Below are 15,742 nucleotides of genomic sequence, written 5' to 3' on the forward strand. Positions count from 1 at the left end.
GATCAAAAAAGCCCCGATGAATCGGGGCTTTTTTTATATTGCTGGTGGTTAACGCTGGGCCAGGCGCGCCTCGATGGCATCGAACAGGCGGCCGGTGATGTCCACCTCGAACGCCGCCTCGATTTCGCGGATGCAGGTGGGGCTGGTGACGTTGATCTCGGTGACCTTGTCGCCAATCACATCCAGGCCGACGAAGATCAGGCCGCGACGCTTGAGCTCGGGGCCGATGGCCCGGGCGATGGCCCAGTCGCTGTCGGACAGGGGGCGGGCTTCGCCACGGCCGCCGGCGGCCAGGTTACCCCGGGTCTCGCCACCCTGGGGGATGCGGGCCAGGCAGTAGGGCACAGGTTCGCCGTCGATGATCAGGATGCGTTTATCGCCATCCTTAATCTGGGGCAGGTAGTTCTGCACCATGGTGTAGCTGCTGCCATGGGCGGTGAGGGTTTCGATGATCACCCCGATGTTGTCCCCCTCCGGCTTGATGCGGAAGATGGAGGCGCCGCCCATGCCGTCCAGGGGCTTGATGATGATGTCCTGATGCTTGGCGTGGAAGCGGCGGATGCGCTCGGCGCTGCGGGTCACCAGGGTATCGGCGGTGAACTCGCTGAACCAGGCGGTAAACAGCTTTTCGTTGCAGTCCCTCAGGCTGGAGGGTTTGTTGACGATCAGGGTGCCCTGCTCCTCGGCCCGCTCCAGCATGTAGGTGGCGTAGATGTATTCGGTGTCGAACGGGGGATCCTTGCGCATCAGGATCACGTCCAGGTCTGCCAGGGGGCGTTCCACCGCCTCGCCCAGCTCGAAGTGATTGCCCTGTTCGTTGCGTACGGTGAGGGGACTCATGCTCGCCAGGGCTTCACCCTGATCCAGGAACAGATCCGCCATCTCCATGTAGTGCAGCTCGTAGCCCCGCTCCTGGGCCGCCATCAGCATGGCAAAGCTGCTGTCCTTCTTCAGGTTAATCTCTGCGATGGGGTCCATCACTATGCCGAGTTTGATCACGCTGTGCTCCTTTCTAGCCCAGATCGCCGAAACGGGTCTGCAGGGCGGTAATGGCGGTCAGGGCGGCGGTCTCCGTCCGCAATACCCTGGGGCCGAGTAGAATGTCGGTAAACTGGTGCTGGCGGGCGGACTCAATCTCCTCCGCGCTCAGCCCCCCTTCTGGGCCGATCAGCAGTCTGGCCCGCTCCATGGGGGAGGGCAGGGTCTGGATGCTGTAGTCCGCCCTGGGGTGCAGGTTGAGTTTGGTGGACGAGGTTTCCTCTGCCAGCCAATCCTGCAGCTTCATCACCGGCCGTACCACCGGGATGGTGTTGCGGCCACACTGTTCACAGGCGCTGATGACAATCTTCTGCCACTGGGCCAGTTTCTTGTCCAGGCGGTCCCCCTGGAGTTTTACGCCGCAGCGTTCTGACCACAACGGGGTGATGGTGTTCACCCCAAGCTCCACCGACTTCTGGATGGTGAACTCCATCTTGTCGCCCCGGGAGATCACCTGTCCCAGGTGCAGATTCAGCGGGGATTCGCGGTCATCGACTTGTTGCTCCAGCACCCTGACCTCCACCTGCTTCTTGCTGGCGGCGGTGATTTCGGCGGGGTAGGTGTGGCCATCGCCGTTAAACAGCTCCAGGGCCTGGCCAGACTGCATCCGCAGTACCCGACCGACGTGGTTGGCCCCGTCCTCCTCCAGTGCCACCAGATTGCCTGGGACCAGGGGGCCGGGTTGATAGATTCTAGGGATTCGCATCGGCTTCCAATTGTTGGCATTGCTGAACCAGGTGGGGGTTAGGCCACCCCTGCTGCTGGCTGACCAGGCGGTGGCGCTCGCACTCAAGGGCGGTAACCGGATAGAGCCTGTCCCAGCTTTGCATCAGCTTAAGTTGAGATCCCGATAGCTTAACCCGATATTGCTCCTGCATATAGAGGTAGGTGCGGGCGATGGCACCGCGGGCACGCTCCGGAGGCTGGGCCTTACGCCCCTTGAAGTCCACCACCATCTGGCAGTGACCGTACTGGAAGGGGGTCTGTCCCATGTCGGTGAAGCGGTAGTGGGCCCGGTCACCGTTGACCTCCCCCAGGGCGGGCACCAGGTTGTGCATGTCCGCCTCCATTGCTTTGAATCTCTTGTCTTTTTTGCAATTTTTGCGACCGCCTTCCTGCCAGCACTGCAGCTGGTGACCAAAGGCCCAGGCGGGCATCACGTGCTCCCATTCGATGCGGCTGGCGCGGGTCTTTTGCTTGCGAACCCGGTAGCCGCAGCTGTGCAGATCCGGTAACAGTTTTTTCCCCACCCGCTGGTAATCACAGCCGCAGTAGAAGGTGGTGGCGCCGGGAAGGTGGTCGTAGACCGACACCAACTGCCGTTTGGCGGCGGAGAAACTGGTGGGGGCCGCCGCGACGGAGGCGGTGGCAAAAAGTAAAAACAGTAATGATTTCATTTTGTTGAGTCGTAAAACCTGTGCCGGCATAGGGTACTGCCGACCGGGGATAACTCAAACTGATTTCATTGACTGGCCTTAAGGGGCTGATTGCACAGGCGACAAATGTAGCGGGCCTGACCTCGACGCACCTTGTTGTGGCGACGCACCGTCAGGGCATGATCCTGGCAGCCGCAGCGGTAGGGAAAGGTGGCCGGGGCAACTGAGCTGATGTCGAAGCTGTGGCGGGCCCGGGGGGCGCAGTCAAATACCCGGCTCATCAGGACCTGCCACTCTGGGCCATGGGGGCGGACCCGGCCGTGCAGCTGCCAGGCGAGCAGGTGGGCCACCTCATGGGGCACTACCTCGGCCAGGAAGGCGTCCGGATTTTCCGCCAGCAGCACCGGGTTGAAGCGCAGACGATTCTCCTGAAGGTGGGCGGCGCCGGCGCTCTGTCCCCGCAGCTTCAGGCTGATCTGGGGTCTGGGAAAGGTCTGGCCCAGACGCCGTTCGGCGGTGAGGTAACAGGCTTCTACCCGCTGTGCCAGGGCCTGCGGCAGCTCGGTCACACCTGCTCCTCCAGCTCGGTGCCGCAGTGATTGCAGAAGCGGGCATCCTGATCGTGGCCGGAGCGGTCGCAGTTCTCACAGCGGCGCAGGTCCCGGTGCAGGGTCATCTCCTGATGGATGGTGGCGGTGAAGATGCCGGTGGGCACCGCCAGCACCGAATAGCCGAGGATCATGGTGACCGAGGCCACCAGCTGGCCCAGGGTGGTCTGGGGGCTGATGTCCCCATAGCCCACAGTGGTGATGGTGACAATCGCCCAGTAGATCCCTTTGGGAATGCTGGTGAAGCCGTGGACCGGCCCCTCCAGGATGTACATCACCGAGCCCATGACGCAGGCCAGCAGCAGCACGAAGGTGAAGAACACGGTGATCTTGCGCAGGGAGCCCTTGATGGAGCGCCACAGCAGGTTGGCCTCCGCCAGGTAACGGATCGCCTTGACGATGCGGAACACCCGCATCACCCGCAGTAGCCTGAGCACCAGCAGGTACTGGGTGCCCGGCAGCAGCAGCTGCAGATAGGTGGGCAGAATCGCCAGCAGGTCGATGACGCCGTAGAAGCTGCGGGCGTAGTGGCTCGGCTTGGGGGAGGCCCAAAGCCGCACCAGGTATTCGGCGGAGAACAGCAGGGTGAAGCCCCACTCGGCGTACCAGAACTGGCGGCCATACTGGCTGTGGAGGGCATCGATGGAGTCGAGCATCACCACCAGTACGCTGAGGAGGATCATCCCCAGCAGGAAGAGGTCGAAGGCCTTGCCCGCCGGGGTGTCGGTGCCAAAGATGACGTCGAACACCCGTTCTTTGAGACTTGGGTTACTCATGGTGTTGCTGCTCTATCAGAGGCTGCCAATGGCCTGGGTCAGCATGGCGCGGATCTGGGCGACGATGGCCGCTTCGGTGTCCGCCTCGTACTGGGCGATTCTCGGGGTATGGATATGGCCGGTGGGTACTTTGGCTTCCAGCAAGTTGCCCAGGCGGATGCTGCGGTAGCTGATCTCGTTGGAGAGGTAGCCGCCGCCGGAGCCGGAGACCGAGGTCTGTCCCGACAGCTCTTCCAGGCTGCTGGCCTCAAATTCGCCTTTTTCCAGGGTGGCCACCTGATGATTGTCGATGATTTTCCAGGGACCTTTGGCCCGTTGCATGGCGGATACCGGCAGGGAGAACTCCACAAATTCCGGGCCGGCCAGGGCCTGGTCCATCAGCCTGGGGGGCAGGGGGGTCTCCTTGGTGGCGCCGGTGAAGATGTTGCGGTTGCCCGGTGCCTTGGCACTGCGGTTGAGGCCGGGGAAGCGCTCCAGATCGAAGTCGCTGCGGCCCATGGAGATGGTGACCACCATGTCCACCTTTTTGCCTTCGAGGTAGGGGGTCAGCAGGGATTCGATCAGCCCCTGGTCGAAGTCCTCGAAGCGCACCGGGATCATCGCCGCCTCCACCTGGGCGGTGCGGCCATTGAGGTGCAATACCTGGCCGTCCAGGGCCAGAGCCGCCAGGCCGGAAGGGTTGGACTGGTTCAGGTGACGGTCGAGGAAGAAGGGGTCGAAGCCGGTGACCAGGATCTTCAGATCCGTGCCCTTATTGAACTGGATGTCGCTCATGCCACGGGAGGCGCGCTCGAAGGCGTCGAGGCTGATCTGTTGTTGCCAGTCCGCCTGGGAATAACCTGCGGCCTGTTGTTTCATCTCCCTGCGCACCAGCAGACGGTTCCAGTAGAGGGGGCGGTCATCCAGATCGCCGGATTGCACCCGGGCCACGGCGTGACGCCACAACTGGCTGCCCGACAGGGTCATCCCCTGGGTGTGCTGCTGCTCATCGACGGCGCTTTGATGGTAGCCGATGGCGTTGGCGCTGATGGGGGCCAGGGGGGAGAGCAGCTCAGGCAGGTCGGTTTCGACCTGGGCCACTCTCAGCTCTTCCGGGTCCAGCACGGCGGCATTCAGGGACAGGCTGAACAGGGTCAGCAGGGCAAGGTGTCGCATCGGGATCTCCCTATCTTTGGTTACTGGCGTCAGGGTATCACAGATGATTCTCGGTACCCGGATACAAAAAGAGGTGCCCAAGGGCACCTCTTCGTTCTCGACTGAGTGGACCTTACAGGCCGGCGTCGGCGCGCAGGGCCTCTGCCTTGTCGGTCTGCTCCCAGGGGAACTCGACGCGGCCGAAGTGGCCGTAGGCGGCAGTCGGCGCGTAGATGGCACGCTCCAGCTTCAGCATCTCGATCAGGCCGTAGGGGCGCAGGTCGAAGTGGCGGCGGACCAGCTCGATCAGCTTCTCTTCGGGCAGCTTGCCGGTGCCGAAGGTTTCGATGCTGATGGAGGTCGGCTCGGCCACACCGATGGCGTAGGAAACCTGAATTTCGCAGCGCTCGGCCAGGCCGGCCGCCACGATGTTCTTGGCTACGTAGCGAGCAGCGTAGGCCGCGGAACGGTCAACCTTGGAGGGATCCTTACCGGAGAAGGCACCGCCACCGTGACGGGCCATGCCGCCGTAGGTGTCAACGATGATCTTACGACCGGTCAGGCCACAGTCACCCATTGGGCCACCGATAACGAAACGGCCGGTTGGGTTGATGAAGAACTTGGTGTCCTTGTTGATCCACTCGGTGGGCAGCACAGGCTTGATGATGGTTTCCATCACCGCTTCGCGCAGGTCTTCGGTGGAGACACTGTCACAGTGCTGGGTGGACAGAACCACGGCGTCGATGCCGGATACCTTGCCGTTCTCGTAGGCGAAGGTCACCTGGGACTTGGCGTCGGGACGCAGCCAGGGCAGGGTGCCGTTCTTGCGCACTTCAGCCTGACGCTTCACCAGACGGTGAGAGTAGGTGATGGGGGCAGGCATCAGCACGTCGGTTTCGTTGCTGGCGTAGCCGAACATCAGGCCCTGGTCACCGGCGCCCTGTTCACGGGGATCGATCTTGTCCACACCCTGGTTGATGTCGGGGGACTGCTTGCCAATGGCAGACAGTACCGCACAGGAGTTGGCATCGAAGCCCATGTCGGAGTGGATGTAGCCGATGTCGCGAACGGTCTGACGGGTGATCTCTTCGATATCAACCCAGGCGGAGGTGGTGATCTCACCGCCGACCATCACCATACCGGTCTTAACATAGGTTTCGCAGGCTACGCGAGCCTTGGGGTCCTGGGCCAGGATGGCGTCCAGTACGGCGTCGGAAATCTGGTCGGCGATCTTATCGGGATGACCTTCAGATACGGACTCAGAAGTAAACAGATGACGTGCCATGGCAATCAACTCTCACATTAGAAACTGGGGAAAGATGCGGAATTTCAACCGATAAGCACACATCGCTCGGAATCGACTGGTTGGACGCATCTACATCTAGACGGCTATTTTATGTATTTGCCACCCAAAATCCAGTGATGTTGAGGGTATTTTTTTACTCAAGCCGTGAAATGGGCGTTACAGCGGGGTTCAGCCAGCAACGATATGGTGTCAGGGGATTGATCTGTGGAGAGTCCGTCTAGGGCGTGTTGACCTTTGCTGAATATTTTTGCGCCAGCAGCCATTCACTAAGGTCTAAATGTGTCGACATTGTGCCCAAAATGAATGGGTACCTAGACTGAGCAAGGCGCCCTTCGGGGCCGGCCTGACAACAGCCACTCGACGTCGTTCGATTTTGACGTAGGCCCACTATGCCGGCAATCGAACTCCTTGATTGGCTGGTGTCATCCTCGGCCAAATTCTAAACACCAAAGATAAACATGCCCTAGAAGTTCAAATTTTCTTCACCGGTTTCTCTGGCGCAAATTTAACAAAGGGGGTATAAAGCGCTCGGAGGCAACTGGCCCCAAACAGATTTCAATAAACTGAGGTTTTATGGTTCTCGTGGCATAAGCCGCCCGATGTGACAGTTCACGTTGGAGCGGCAACCGGTAGGATTTAGCACAACTATGATGATATCCCCCTCTTTCGGACCCTTCTGGTCCGGGTCGCGACCCTCGATCTCCGTTTTATCTACACTCTTTCTACATGAGTCTGCCCGCCAACCGGGACAGACGCGAAATGGTTCGGAGACCGCGCAATGAGCGACAAGCATTACAAAGAAACCCTCTACCCTGGTTATGGTCAGGAGTTTGGCATGGACAAGGTGCTGTTCCGCGCCCCCACCGAACACCAGGAACTGATCATCTTTGAGAATGAACGCTTTGGCCGGGTGATGGCCCTGGATGGCATTATCCAGACCACCGAAGCCGATGAGTTCATTTATCACGAGATGCTGACCCACGTTCCCCTGCTGGCCCACGGCAGCGCCAAGAAGGTGCTGATCATCGGTGGTGGTGACGGCGGCATGCTGCGTGAGGTGATCAAGCACCAGAGCGTGGAGCGTGTGGTTCAGGTGGAGATCGATAACACCGTTATCGAGATGTGCAAGGAGCACCTGCCCAACCACAGTCAGGGGGCCTTCGACGACGCCCGGGTGGAGATTGTCATCAATGACGGTAAGGAGTTCGTGCTGAACTGCCAGGAGACCTTCGATGTGATCATCTCCGACTGCACCGATCCCATCGGTCCCGGCGAGGCCCTGTTCGAGTCTGACTTCTACAAGGGCTGCAAACAGTGCCTGACCGAAGGCGGCATCTTCGTGGCCCAAAATGGCGTGCCTTTCATGCAGCAGGGCGAAGCGGAGACCACCTATCAGCGGCTGGCGCCCTACTTTGGCGATCGTCACTTCTATGTGGCGGCCGTGCCCACCTACATTGGTGGTGTAATGAGCTTCGCCTGGGCCAGTGATAACGCCGAGGCGCGCAAGGTGAGTCTGGAGACCATCAGTGCCCGTTTTGCCGACGCTGGCATCAGCACCAAATACTACAACCCCGGCATCCACCTGGGCAGCTTCGCTCTGCCTCAATACCTGGTGGATCGTCTGGCCAAGGTGAGCTGACGGAGGAGACGCCATTGAGCTGGAGTAGTCGCGACGCCCATCAACTCTACAACGTGCCCTACTGGGGACGGGGTTACTATGGGGTAAACGGCGAGGGTCAGGTTGAGGTACGCCCCAACCCGGCCAACCCGCAGATCAGCCTGTCGCTGTCCAAGCTGACAGAGCAGTTGATTCAGGACAGGGGCGCCCAACTGCCTATGTTGGTGCGTTTTCCCCAGATCCTGCACTCTCAGGTGCAGGGGCTGTGCAGCGCCTTTACCACCGCCATCAGTGAGTATGGCTACCAGGGTCAGTACCTGGCGGTCTACCCCATCAAGGTGAATCAGCAGCGCACCGTGGTGCAGGAGCTGCTGGCCGGTGGCGGCCAGTCCCTGGGACTGGAAGCGGGCTCCAAGCCCGAGCTGCTGGCGGTATTGGCCATGGCCCAGGACAGCGCCCAGGTGATCGTCTGCAACGGTTACAAGGACCGGGAGTATGTGCGCCTGGCCCTGCGTGGTCAGCAGCTGGGTTATCAGGTGTTCCTGGTGATCGAGAAGATGTCTGAGATGCAGCTGGTGCTGGAGGAGGCCGAGGCCCTGGGGGTGTCCCCGCTGTTGGGGGTGCGCGCCCGCCTGGCGTCCCAGGGTAAGGGCAAGTGGCAGGCCTCCGGTGGCGAGAAGTCCAAGTTCGGCCTGTCTGCCGCCCAGATCCTCAAGCTGGTGGAGACCCTGAGGGAGTCGGGCCGGCTGGAGTGTCTGCAGCTGCTGCATTTCCATCTGGGCAGTCAGATCGCCAACATCCGCGACATTCAGAAGGGGTTGACCGAGTGTGGCCGCTTCTACATGGAGCTGCGTAAGCTGGGTGCTCCCATCACCACGGTGGACGTGGGTGGCGGCCTGGGTGTGGACTATGAAGGTACCCGCAGCCAGAGCAACTGTTCGGTGAACTACTCCCTGCAGGAGTACGCCAACAACGTGGTGTATGCCATCGGCGATGTTTGCCGTCAGTACCATCTGCCCCATCCCAGGTTGATCTCCGAGTCGGGCCGGGCGATGACCGCCCACCACGCGGTGCTGATTGGCGACGTGATCGGGGTGGAGGCCTACGAGCCGGAAACTCTGCCGCCTCCGGGCAACGGTGCGCCCCTGGTGCTGAAGAACATGTGGCAGACCCTGCAGGAGGTGCGCGAGCACACCGACGCCCGCGCCCTGGGAGAGACCTATCACGACACGGTGAACGACCTGGCCGATGTGCACGCCAAGTACAACTATGGCCTGCTGGACCTGTCCCAGCGAGCCTGGGCGGAGCAGGTGCATCTGCAGGTGTGTTACGAGGTGTCCAAGGAGCTGTCGCCGAAGAACCGCTCTCACCGGCCCATCATCGATGAGCTCAACGAGAAGCTGGCGGACAAGTTCTTTGTGAACTTCTCCCTGTTCCAGTCCCTGCCCGATGCCTGGGGCATCGATCAGGTGTTCCCGGTGTTGCCCCTGTCCGGACTGGAGAGTAAGCCGGACCGACGGGCGGTGATCCTCGACATCACCTGTGATTCCGACGGCACCATCGACCAGTACGTGGATGGCCAGGGGATCGAGACCACCCTGCCGATGCCCGCCTGGAGTGCAGAGCACCCCTATCATGTGGCGTTCTTCATGGTGGGCGCCTACCAGGAGATCCTGGGGGACATGCACAACCTGTTTGCCGACACCGATGTGGTGGACATCAAGCTGCAGGACGACGGTGAGATCGAGGTGGTGGAGTACCTGCCCGGTACCCGGGTCAACGAGGTGCTGGAGTACGTCAACCTGGATCCCGAGTGGATGCTGGAGCGTTACCGCTCCCGTCTGGAGTCCTGCAGCCTGGCGGACGGTCAGCGGGACGAAGCCCTCATCGACCTGGAACAGGGGCTGGTGGGCTACACCTACCTGGAACCCTGACAGGGAAAAACTCGCTTTTTCAGTGGGTAGCTATCTATGAAACGGCCGAAAGGCCGTTTTTTTATGGGAATAGTTTGCTAAGGGGGTCACAAATGGCGAAAATATGCCACCTGATTTATGGAGCATACCCCTACATATACAAGTTGGAGCCAAGATGTCATCTCGTAAAGAGCTAGCTAATGCTATCCGTGCCCTGTCCATGGATGCAGTTCAGAAAGCCAACTCCGGCCACCCCGGTGCCCCCATGGGCATGGCGGACATTGCCGAAGTCCTGTGGCGCGATTTTCTGAAGCACAATCCAGGCAACCCCGAGTGGGCAGACCGCGACCGTTTCATCCTGTCCAACGGCCATGGCTCCATGCTGCTGTATTCACTGTTGCACCTCAGCGGCTATGACCTCGGCATCGACGACCTGAAGAACTTCCGTCAGCTGCACTCCCGCACCCCTGGCCACCCAGAGTACGGCTATGCCCCTGGTGTGGAGACCACCACAGGTCCTCTGGGTCAGGGCATCACCAACGCCGTGGGTATGGCCCTGGCCGAGAAGGTGCTGGCGGCCCAGTTCAACCGTGAGGGTCATGAGATCGTTGACCACCACACCTATGTGTTCATGGGCGACGGCTGTCTGATGGAAGGTATCTCCCACGAAGCCTGCTCCCTGGCCGGTACCCTGAAGCTGGGTAAACTGGTGGCGTTCTGGGATGACAACGGCATCTCCATCGACGGTCACGTTGAAGGCTGGTTCACCGATGACACTCCTGCCCGTTTCGAGTCCTACGGCTGGCACGTGATTCGTGACATCGACGGTCACAACCCGGAGCAGATCAAAGCCGCCATCGAAGCCGCCAAGGCGGAGAGCGACAAGCCTACCCTGATCTGCACCCGCACCATCATCGGCTTCGGCTCCCCCAACAAATCCGGTTCCCACGACTGCCACGGCGCCCCTCTGGGTGATGCCGAGATCGCCGCCGCCCGTGAATTCCTGAACTGGCCCCACGCGCCTTTCGAGATCCCTGCGGATGTGAAGCAGGCCTGGGACGGCAACGAAGTGGGCGCCGCCAAGGAAGCCGACTGGAACGGCCGCTTCGACGCCTATGCCGCCGCCTACCCTGAGCTGGCTGCCGAGCTGAAGCGTCGTATGGCTGGCGACCTGCCTGCCGACTGGGAAGAGAAGGCCGCGGCCTACATCGCCGATCTGCAGGCGAACTCCACCAAGGTAGCGACCCGTAAAGCGTCTCAGAACTGCCTGAACGCCTTCGGTCCCATGCTGCCCGAGTTCCTCGGTGGCTCCGCCGACCTGGCACCGTCCAACCTGACCATCTGGGACGGCTCCAAGTCCGTGACCCCGGATGATGCGTCCGGTAACTACATCCACTATGGTGTGCGTGAGTTCGGCATGAGCGCCATCATGAACGGTGCAACTCTGCACGGTGGCTTCAAGCCTTACGGCGCCACCTTCCTGATGTTCATGGAGTACGCCCGTAACGCGGTGCGCATGGCGGCGCTGATGAAGCAGCCCTCCATCTTCGTCTATACCCACGACTCCATCGGTCTGGGTGAAGATGGTCCGACTCACCAGCCTGTTGAGCAGATTGCCTCCCTGCGCATGACTCCCAACATGAGCACCTGGCGCCCCTGTGACTCCGTGGAGTCTGCGGTGGCCTGGAAGCACGCCGTTGAGCGTAACGACGGCCCTACCTCGCTGATCTTCTCCCGTCAGGGGTTGGCGCCCATGGCCCGTGACGCTCAGCAGCTGGCTGACGTGGCCAAGGGTGGCTATGTGCTGAAGGACAGCGCCGGCACCCCAGAGCTGATTCTGATCGCCACCGGTTCCGAAGTGGAGCTGGCGATGGAAGCGGCCGAAGTTCTGGAAGCTCAGGGCAAGGCGGTTCGCGTGGTCTCCATGCCCTGTACCGATGCCTTCGACGCCCAGAGCGCCGAGTACAAAGAATCTGTACTGCCTGCTGCCATCAGCAAGCGCGTGGCCATCGAAGCCGGCATCGCCGACTACTGGTACAAGTACGTGGGTCTGAACGGCAAGGTGATCGGCATGACCACCTTCGGTGAGTCTGCCCCGGCCGGTGAGCTGTTCAAGATGTTCGGCTTCACCGTCGAGAACATCGTTGAGGCCGCCAACGCCCTGTAAGCATTTGCTTTTGGAAAAATCCCCCGCTTGTCGGGGGATTTTTTTTGCCCGTTTGCCAGAGGCTTGACCAATCGCCTCAATAAAAGCCCTGCATAATCCTCTGAAATTGCGCCAGCTTGTCTACACTTGTCAGTCCGATTGACTGCCTGCCAGGTGATGTCCATGGGCTGGAGAGTATTGGGTTGGTTGCTGGGCTGCTGCCTGAGCGTCGGTGTTGTGGCGTCCCCGGCGGTGGTGTTCTCCGGTGACCGAAGTTATGGGGAGATGGCCCAGTGGCAACCCGGTGGCAGCTTCAGGGTGGTGGTGTGGTTTGCCAGCATCAATCCTGACCCCAATGCCCGCACCATGGTGCTCACCTCAGCCGACTCCAGTGAGTTTCTCTCCTTCACCCACACCAGTGTGCAGGGCCGCTGGGGGGGGCGCTATCCTGGGATCTACGGCAAGTTTGCCTTCAATGATACCGGGTATGCGGAGTTCACCGTCGAGCCCGGAGTGCTGACTGCCTCCGATGGTGTGGTGACGCACAGTGTGTCCGATGGTGCCATCGACCCGGCTGCCGTGGGCTATGGCTGGATCTATCGCCGCGGATACAAGGATTACTCCACAGGGGCTCTGCAGGGGCTGGCACTGATGGATCTGCAGACGCCGAGCAACTCCAGGGCCTATGGGGTGTTGTTCGGCGAGGGGATGGTCAGTCTGGAGGGACAGCCGGTCACCCTCTATGGTGTCGGCGAGGGAGACTGGATCACCGCCTCGGCGGTTCCCCAGAACCCGGATCCCGGCCTGTTTGACCCAGAGGCCTGGCAGGCCCTGTTCGGTGATGGCAGCGCGCCGCCACCTCCCGAGCCAGAGCCCGAACCCGAGCCCGAGCCAGAGCCGGAACCTGAACCCTCTCCGGGCATCCTGGCCTCCCAGGCGGTGTATTTTGATGGCATCGCCTCCTTCGGTACCCTGATGCCCTGGCAGGCCACCGGCCCCTTCCAGGTGTTTGCCTGGCTGGAGTCTCTGGCCGATGATCCCAAAGAGCGCACCATACTGCTGAGCGACTCAGGAACCAGTGAGTTTCTCGCCTTTAATCACGACACCGTCCAGGGACGCTGGGGCAGCGAGTACCCGGGGATCTATGGGAAATTCCGCTTCCAGGACTCCGGCTATCTGTGGATGCGGGTGGCACCGGGCAGCCTGAGCGCCTCAGATGGGGAGCGTACCTTTGAGGTCAGCGGCAGCACCATAGACCCCACCTCGGTGGCCTATGACCGGCTGTTCCGCCGAGGTTACAGTGACTACTCCCAAGGGGCCTTGCAACTGCTGGTGCTGATGGATGAGCAGACCCCTGCCAACTCCAGGGTCTACAGCTTTGAGCAGGAGAGCGGCATCTGGCTGTGGCAGTCCGGTGTCCAGGGGCAGTTAACCGGGGTCGGTCAGGAGGACTGGCTTGCGGCCACCCGGGTGCCCACCAACCCGGACCCCGAACAGTTCGATGACGCCCTGTGGGTAGCGGATTTCGGTGAGGGGAGCTCAGCACCGCCTCCGGAGCCTGAGCCCGAACCTGAGCCTGAGCCCGAACCTGAGCCCGAGCCACCCATAGTGGTGGTGCCAGACACCGATCTGCTGACCGGTGCCCATGGGCGTGCCGTGCGGTTTGACGGCATCGATGACTATGGTCTGCTGCAGGAGTGGTCGCCGGAGGGCTGGCACCGGATCCTGGCCTGGCTGGAACCTGTGGCCGACGAGGAGCAGGTGGAGACGGTGTTGATCAGCGATGCCGACAGCGGCGATCACATCGGCTACGGTCCCGACCGGGTGTTTGGCCAGGTGGCGGGCCAGCCATTCTCTGTGACCGGCCTGGCGCCCTACCAGTATCGTTACCTGCTGGTGGAACTTCAGGAGGGGCTGATACGGGTGTCCGACGCCCAGACGGAGCGTGAGGTGGTGATCACTTCGTTGGATCCCAAGCTGCTTCATTGGCAGCGCCTCTATCAGCTGGATGATGGTTACTACCCCGGAGCCCTGCGGGCGCTGATGCTGTTTGACGGCCACAACAAGGACAACTCCCGCAGCTACGGCTTCGATGGGGAACAGGGAATTGTGGAGCGAGGCGCCCTGTCCCAGAGCCTGACCCTGGTGGGCCCGGCTCAGCCCGATTGGCTAGAAGTTACCCAGCCTCAGCCTCTGCCCAAGCCCCATATCGATTCCAAGGTGGCCTGGGACATTTGGTTCGAAACCCAGTACCCGGTCACCCGGCCGTTGATGACGGTCACCGAGGGTAACGACAACAACCGCCTGGCCTGGGAGGGGCATTACTGGCTGCGTGCCTATGTGGATATGGCGGCGGCCTTCGACGATGACAGCTACCTGGAATACGCGGTGGAGCTGGCGGATCACATGCTGGCCTACACCGATGAGCAGCGGGTTGCCCGCGGCGAGCTGAACCTGAGCGCCGAGCCCTATGAAGTGGCTCCCAAGTATTACCTCAACACCCCGGGAGAGCCGGTCCCCGGCTGGCGACGGGCTTACCGGGGCTGGCGGGCCGAGGTACTCAGCGATGGCATGATCTTAAGCGGCATCATGCGTCTGGTGGATCACATCAAGACCCACAACAAGCAGGCGTTCATGGCGGCGGCGGATCGCTACCTGGCTCGCACCCTGGTCATCATCCGCAGCCACGACAGCTCCTACAGCAACACCAAGAACAGCGCCATTCCCGGCAGCTACCACTATGTGAACTACAAAAACAGCAGCTACGGGGACAACGGCCTGTTCACCAAACCCCTGCCTTACAATCACAGCCTGTCCATGGGCACGGCGATGCTGCTGGCTCACAGGCACGGCAGCGGGACCGGAGATCTGGCCATCAAGGCGGGGGAGTTGCTGATGTTCCTGCTGGACAGCTTCAGGCTGGAATCAGACCGTTACTGTCGCTGGAGCTACGCGTTCGACCCCAAGGGGGAAGACAGAGAGGTGGTGGAGGACCTCAACCATGGGCATCTGGATGTGGGCTTCCTGCTGTTGGCCCAGGAGATGGGGCTGGCGGACCTCAGCAGTGAGTTCCAGTGCCTGGCCAACACCCTGACCGAGGTGATCTACCGCCCGCCCGGACTGATGAGCTACGGGGTGGACGGCAGTGGCATCAGCGATCGCTTCGAGCAGGCGGCCCTGGGGTACGACTGGCTGGAACTGCACCCCTGGGATCCCAGGATCAACAGCCTGTTGGCGCACCAGCTGTTCCTGTACGCCAAGCCGGACTGGCATCGGGCTTTTGCCATCTGGGCCAGCGTGCTCCGGCAGAAGCAGGCGGCCCAGTGACCGCCCCATTGGCTTACTGGGGCCGGGTGCCCAGTTTGAGATTGTGTTCGTCGGCGAAGAACAGGGCCTGGCGGCGGCGCTTGCCGATCACCAGGGCGGCCTCGTCGGCAAACATGAAGCACTTCCAGTTGCGACGGAACACCGCCCAGTGGGTCTCCACCACGTGATCGCTGCCGTAGCAGACCCAGACCACGGTGTTGTCGTCCCAGGCCAGGAAGGGTTCCACCTCTTCCGGCAGGGAGGGATCGTCACTGTCGAAGGCGGCTTCCCAGGGCAGGGTCTCCTGCCAGGTTTGCTGGTTACGGGCCCAGTCCCCCTTTCTCAGGTCGGTGCAGTGGTTGGCGTTTTTGCTGATCTGCGCCTGCCACAGCTCGTCGGCGGCCCTGGGGGTCAGGGGACGGATATGGGACAGATCCTGTTCGCTTACATCCATATCCTGTCGCTTAAACACCCAGAGGTAGGGGTAGTGTTCAAAGTCGCTGTACTTCATTGAAGGGGTC

12 protein-coding genes are annotated in these 15,742 nt (G+C 61.4%); 4 read left to right on the forward strand and 8 right to left on the reverse strand.

The window, feature by feature from the left end; translation table 11 throughout:
- Window positions 1-48: 48 nt before the first annotated feature.
- The 7 genes from gshB to metK all read right to left on the reverse strand — a co-directional run bounded on the left by gshB (window position 49) and on the right by metK (window position 6,217).
- Window positions 49-999 (reverse strand): glutathione synthase, encoded by a 951-nt coding sequence (gshB, locus tag QUE41_RS02355; RefSeq protein ID WP_286341356.1) that lies wholly within the window; start codon window positions 997-999, stop codon window positions 49-51.
- Between the two features lie 13 nt (window positions 1,000-1,012).
- Complete coding sequence (gene rsmE, locus QUE41_RS02360) at window positions 1,013-1,744, reverse strand: 16S rRNA (uracil(1498)-N(3))-methyltransferase (protein WP_286341357.1); 732 nt, start codon at window positions 1,742-1,744, stop codon at window positions 1,013-1,015.
- Window positions 1,731-2,465 (reverse strand): endonuclease, encoded by a 735-nt coding sequence (locus tag QUE41_RS02365; RefSeq protein ID WP_502875937.1) that lies wholly within the window; start codon window positions 2,463-2,465, stop codon window positions 1,731-1,733. The genes rsmE and QUE41_RS02365 overlap by 14 nt, the downstream gene beginning before the upstream one ends.
- Before the next feature lie 35 nt (window positions 2,466-2,500).
- Window positions 2,501-2,983: a SprT family zinc-dependent metalloprotease gene (locus QUE41_RS02370; protein WP_286341359.1), complete on the reverse strand. Its 483-nt coding sequence runs from the start codon at window positions 2,981-2,983 to the stop codon at window positions 2,501-2,503.
- Complete coding sequence (locus tag QUE41_RS02375; RefSeq protein ID WP_286341360.1) at window positions 2,980-3,798, reverse strand: ion transporter; 819 nt, start codon at window positions 3,796-3,798, stop codon at window positions 2,980-2,982. The genes QUE41_RS02370 and QUE41_RS02375 overlap by 4 nt, the downstream gene beginning before the upstream one ends.
- Before the next feature lie 15 nt (window positions 3,799-3,813).
- Window positions 3,814-4,953: a PA0049 C-terminal domain-containing protein gene (locus QUE41_RS02380; RefSeq protein WP_286341361.1), complete on the reverse strand. Its 1,140-nt coding sequence runs from the start codon at window positions 4,951-4,953 to the stop codon at window positions 3,814-3,816.
- A gap of 112 nt (window positions 4,954-5,065) precedes the next feature.
- Window positions 5,066-6,217, reverse strand: a complete 1,152-nt coding sequence (gene metK, locus QUE41_RS02385) for a methionine adenosyltransferase (RefSeq protein ID WP_286341362.1) — start codon at window positions 6,215-6,217, stop codon at window positions 5,066-5,068.
- Between the two features lie 799 nt (window positions 6,218-7,016).
- Between metK and speE the strand changes: the two genes are divergently transcribed.
- The 4 genes from speE to QUE41_RS02405 all read left to right on the forward strand — a co-directional run bounded on the left by speE (window position 7,017) and on the right by QUE41_RS02405 (window position 15,242).
- Window positions 7,017-7,877 carry a polyamine aminopropyltransferase gene (speE, locus tag QUE41_RS02390; protein WP_286341363.1) on the forward strand — a complete coding sequence of 287 codons (861 nt, stop codon included), beginning with the start codon at window positions 7,017-7,019 and terminating at the stop codon, window positions 7,875-7,877.
- A gap of 14 nt (window positions 7,878-7,891) precedes the next feature.
- Window positions 7,892-9,790: a biosynthetic arginine decarboxylase gene (gene speA / locus QUE41_RS02395; protein ID WP_286341364.1), complete on the forward strand. Its 1,899-nt coding sequence runs from the start codon at window positions 7,892-7,894 to the stop codon at window positions 9,788-9,790.
- Between the two features lie 154 nt (window positions 9,791-9,944).
- Window positions 9,945-11,936: a transketolase gene (tkt, locus tag QUE41_RS02400; RefSeq protein ID WP_286341365.1), complete on the forward strand. Its 1,992-nt coding sequence runs from the start codon at window positions 9,945-9,947 to the stop codon at window positions 11,934-11,936.
- Window positions 11,937-12,098: 162 nt separating this feature from the next.
- Entirely contained in the window at window positions 12,099-15,242 is a 3,144-nt protein-coding gene (locus tag QUE41_RS02405; protein ID WP_286341366.1) for a hypothetical protein, read from the forward strand.
- Between the two features lie 13 nt (window positions 15,243-15,255).
- On the opposite strand, the gene QUE41_RS02410 is transcribed toward QUE41_RS02405, so the two are convergent.
- Window positions 15,256-15,732 (reverse strand): DUF2947 family protein, encoded by a 477-nt coding sequence (locus QUE41_RS02410; protein WP_286341367.1) that lies wholly within the window; start codon window positions 15,730-15,732, stop codon window positions 15,256-15,258.
- Between the last annotated feature and the right edge of the window lie 10 nt (window positions 15,733-15,742).

The organism is Ferrimonas sp. YFM (genome assembly GCF_030296015.1).
Taxonomy (GTDB): Bacteria; Pseudomonadota; Gammaproteobacteria; order Enterobacterales; family Shewanellaceae; genus Ferrimonas.

What these genes read in the sequence shown, in the direction of transcription:
- rsmE (WP_286341357.1), bottom strand. Translation starts at nt 1,744, where the DNA reads ATGCGAATCCCTAGAATCTATCAACCCGGCCCCCTGGTCCCAGGCAAT.
- QUE41_RS02365 (WP_502875937.1), bottom strand. Translation starts at nt 2,465, where the DNA reads ATGCCGGCACAGGTTTTACGACTCAACAAAATGAAATCATTACTGTTT.
- QUE41_RS02375 (WP_286341360.1), bottom strand. Translation starts at nt 3,798, where the DNA reads ATGAGTAACCCAAGTCTCAAAGAACGGGTGTTCGACGTCATCTTTGGC.
- QUE41_RS02380 (WP_286341361.1), bottom strand. Translation starts at nt 4,953, where the DNA reads ATGCGACACCTTGCCCTGCTGACCCTGTTCAGCCTGTCCCTGAATGCC.
- metK (WP_286341362.1), bottom strand. Translation starts at nt 6,217, where the DNA reads ATGGCACGTCATCTGTTTACTTCTGAGTCCGTATCTGAAGGTCATCCC.
- speE (WP_286341363.1), top strand. Translation starts at nt 7,017, where the DNA reads ATGAGCGACAAGCATTACAAAGAAACCCTCTACCCTGGTTATGGTCAG.
- tkt (WP_286341365.1), top strand. Translation starts at nt 9,945, where the DNA reads ATGTCATCTCGTAAAGAGCTAGCTAATGCTATCCGTGCCCTGTCCATG.
- QUE41_RS02405 (WP_286341366.1), top strand. Translation starts at nt 12,099, where the DNA reads ATGGGCTGGAGAGTATTGGGTTGGTTGCTGGGCTGCTGCCTGAGCGTC.
- QUE41_RS02410 (WP_286341367.1), bottom strand. Translation starts at nt 15,732, where the DNA reads ATGAAGTACAGCGACTTTGAACACTACCCCTACCTCTGGGTGTTTAAG.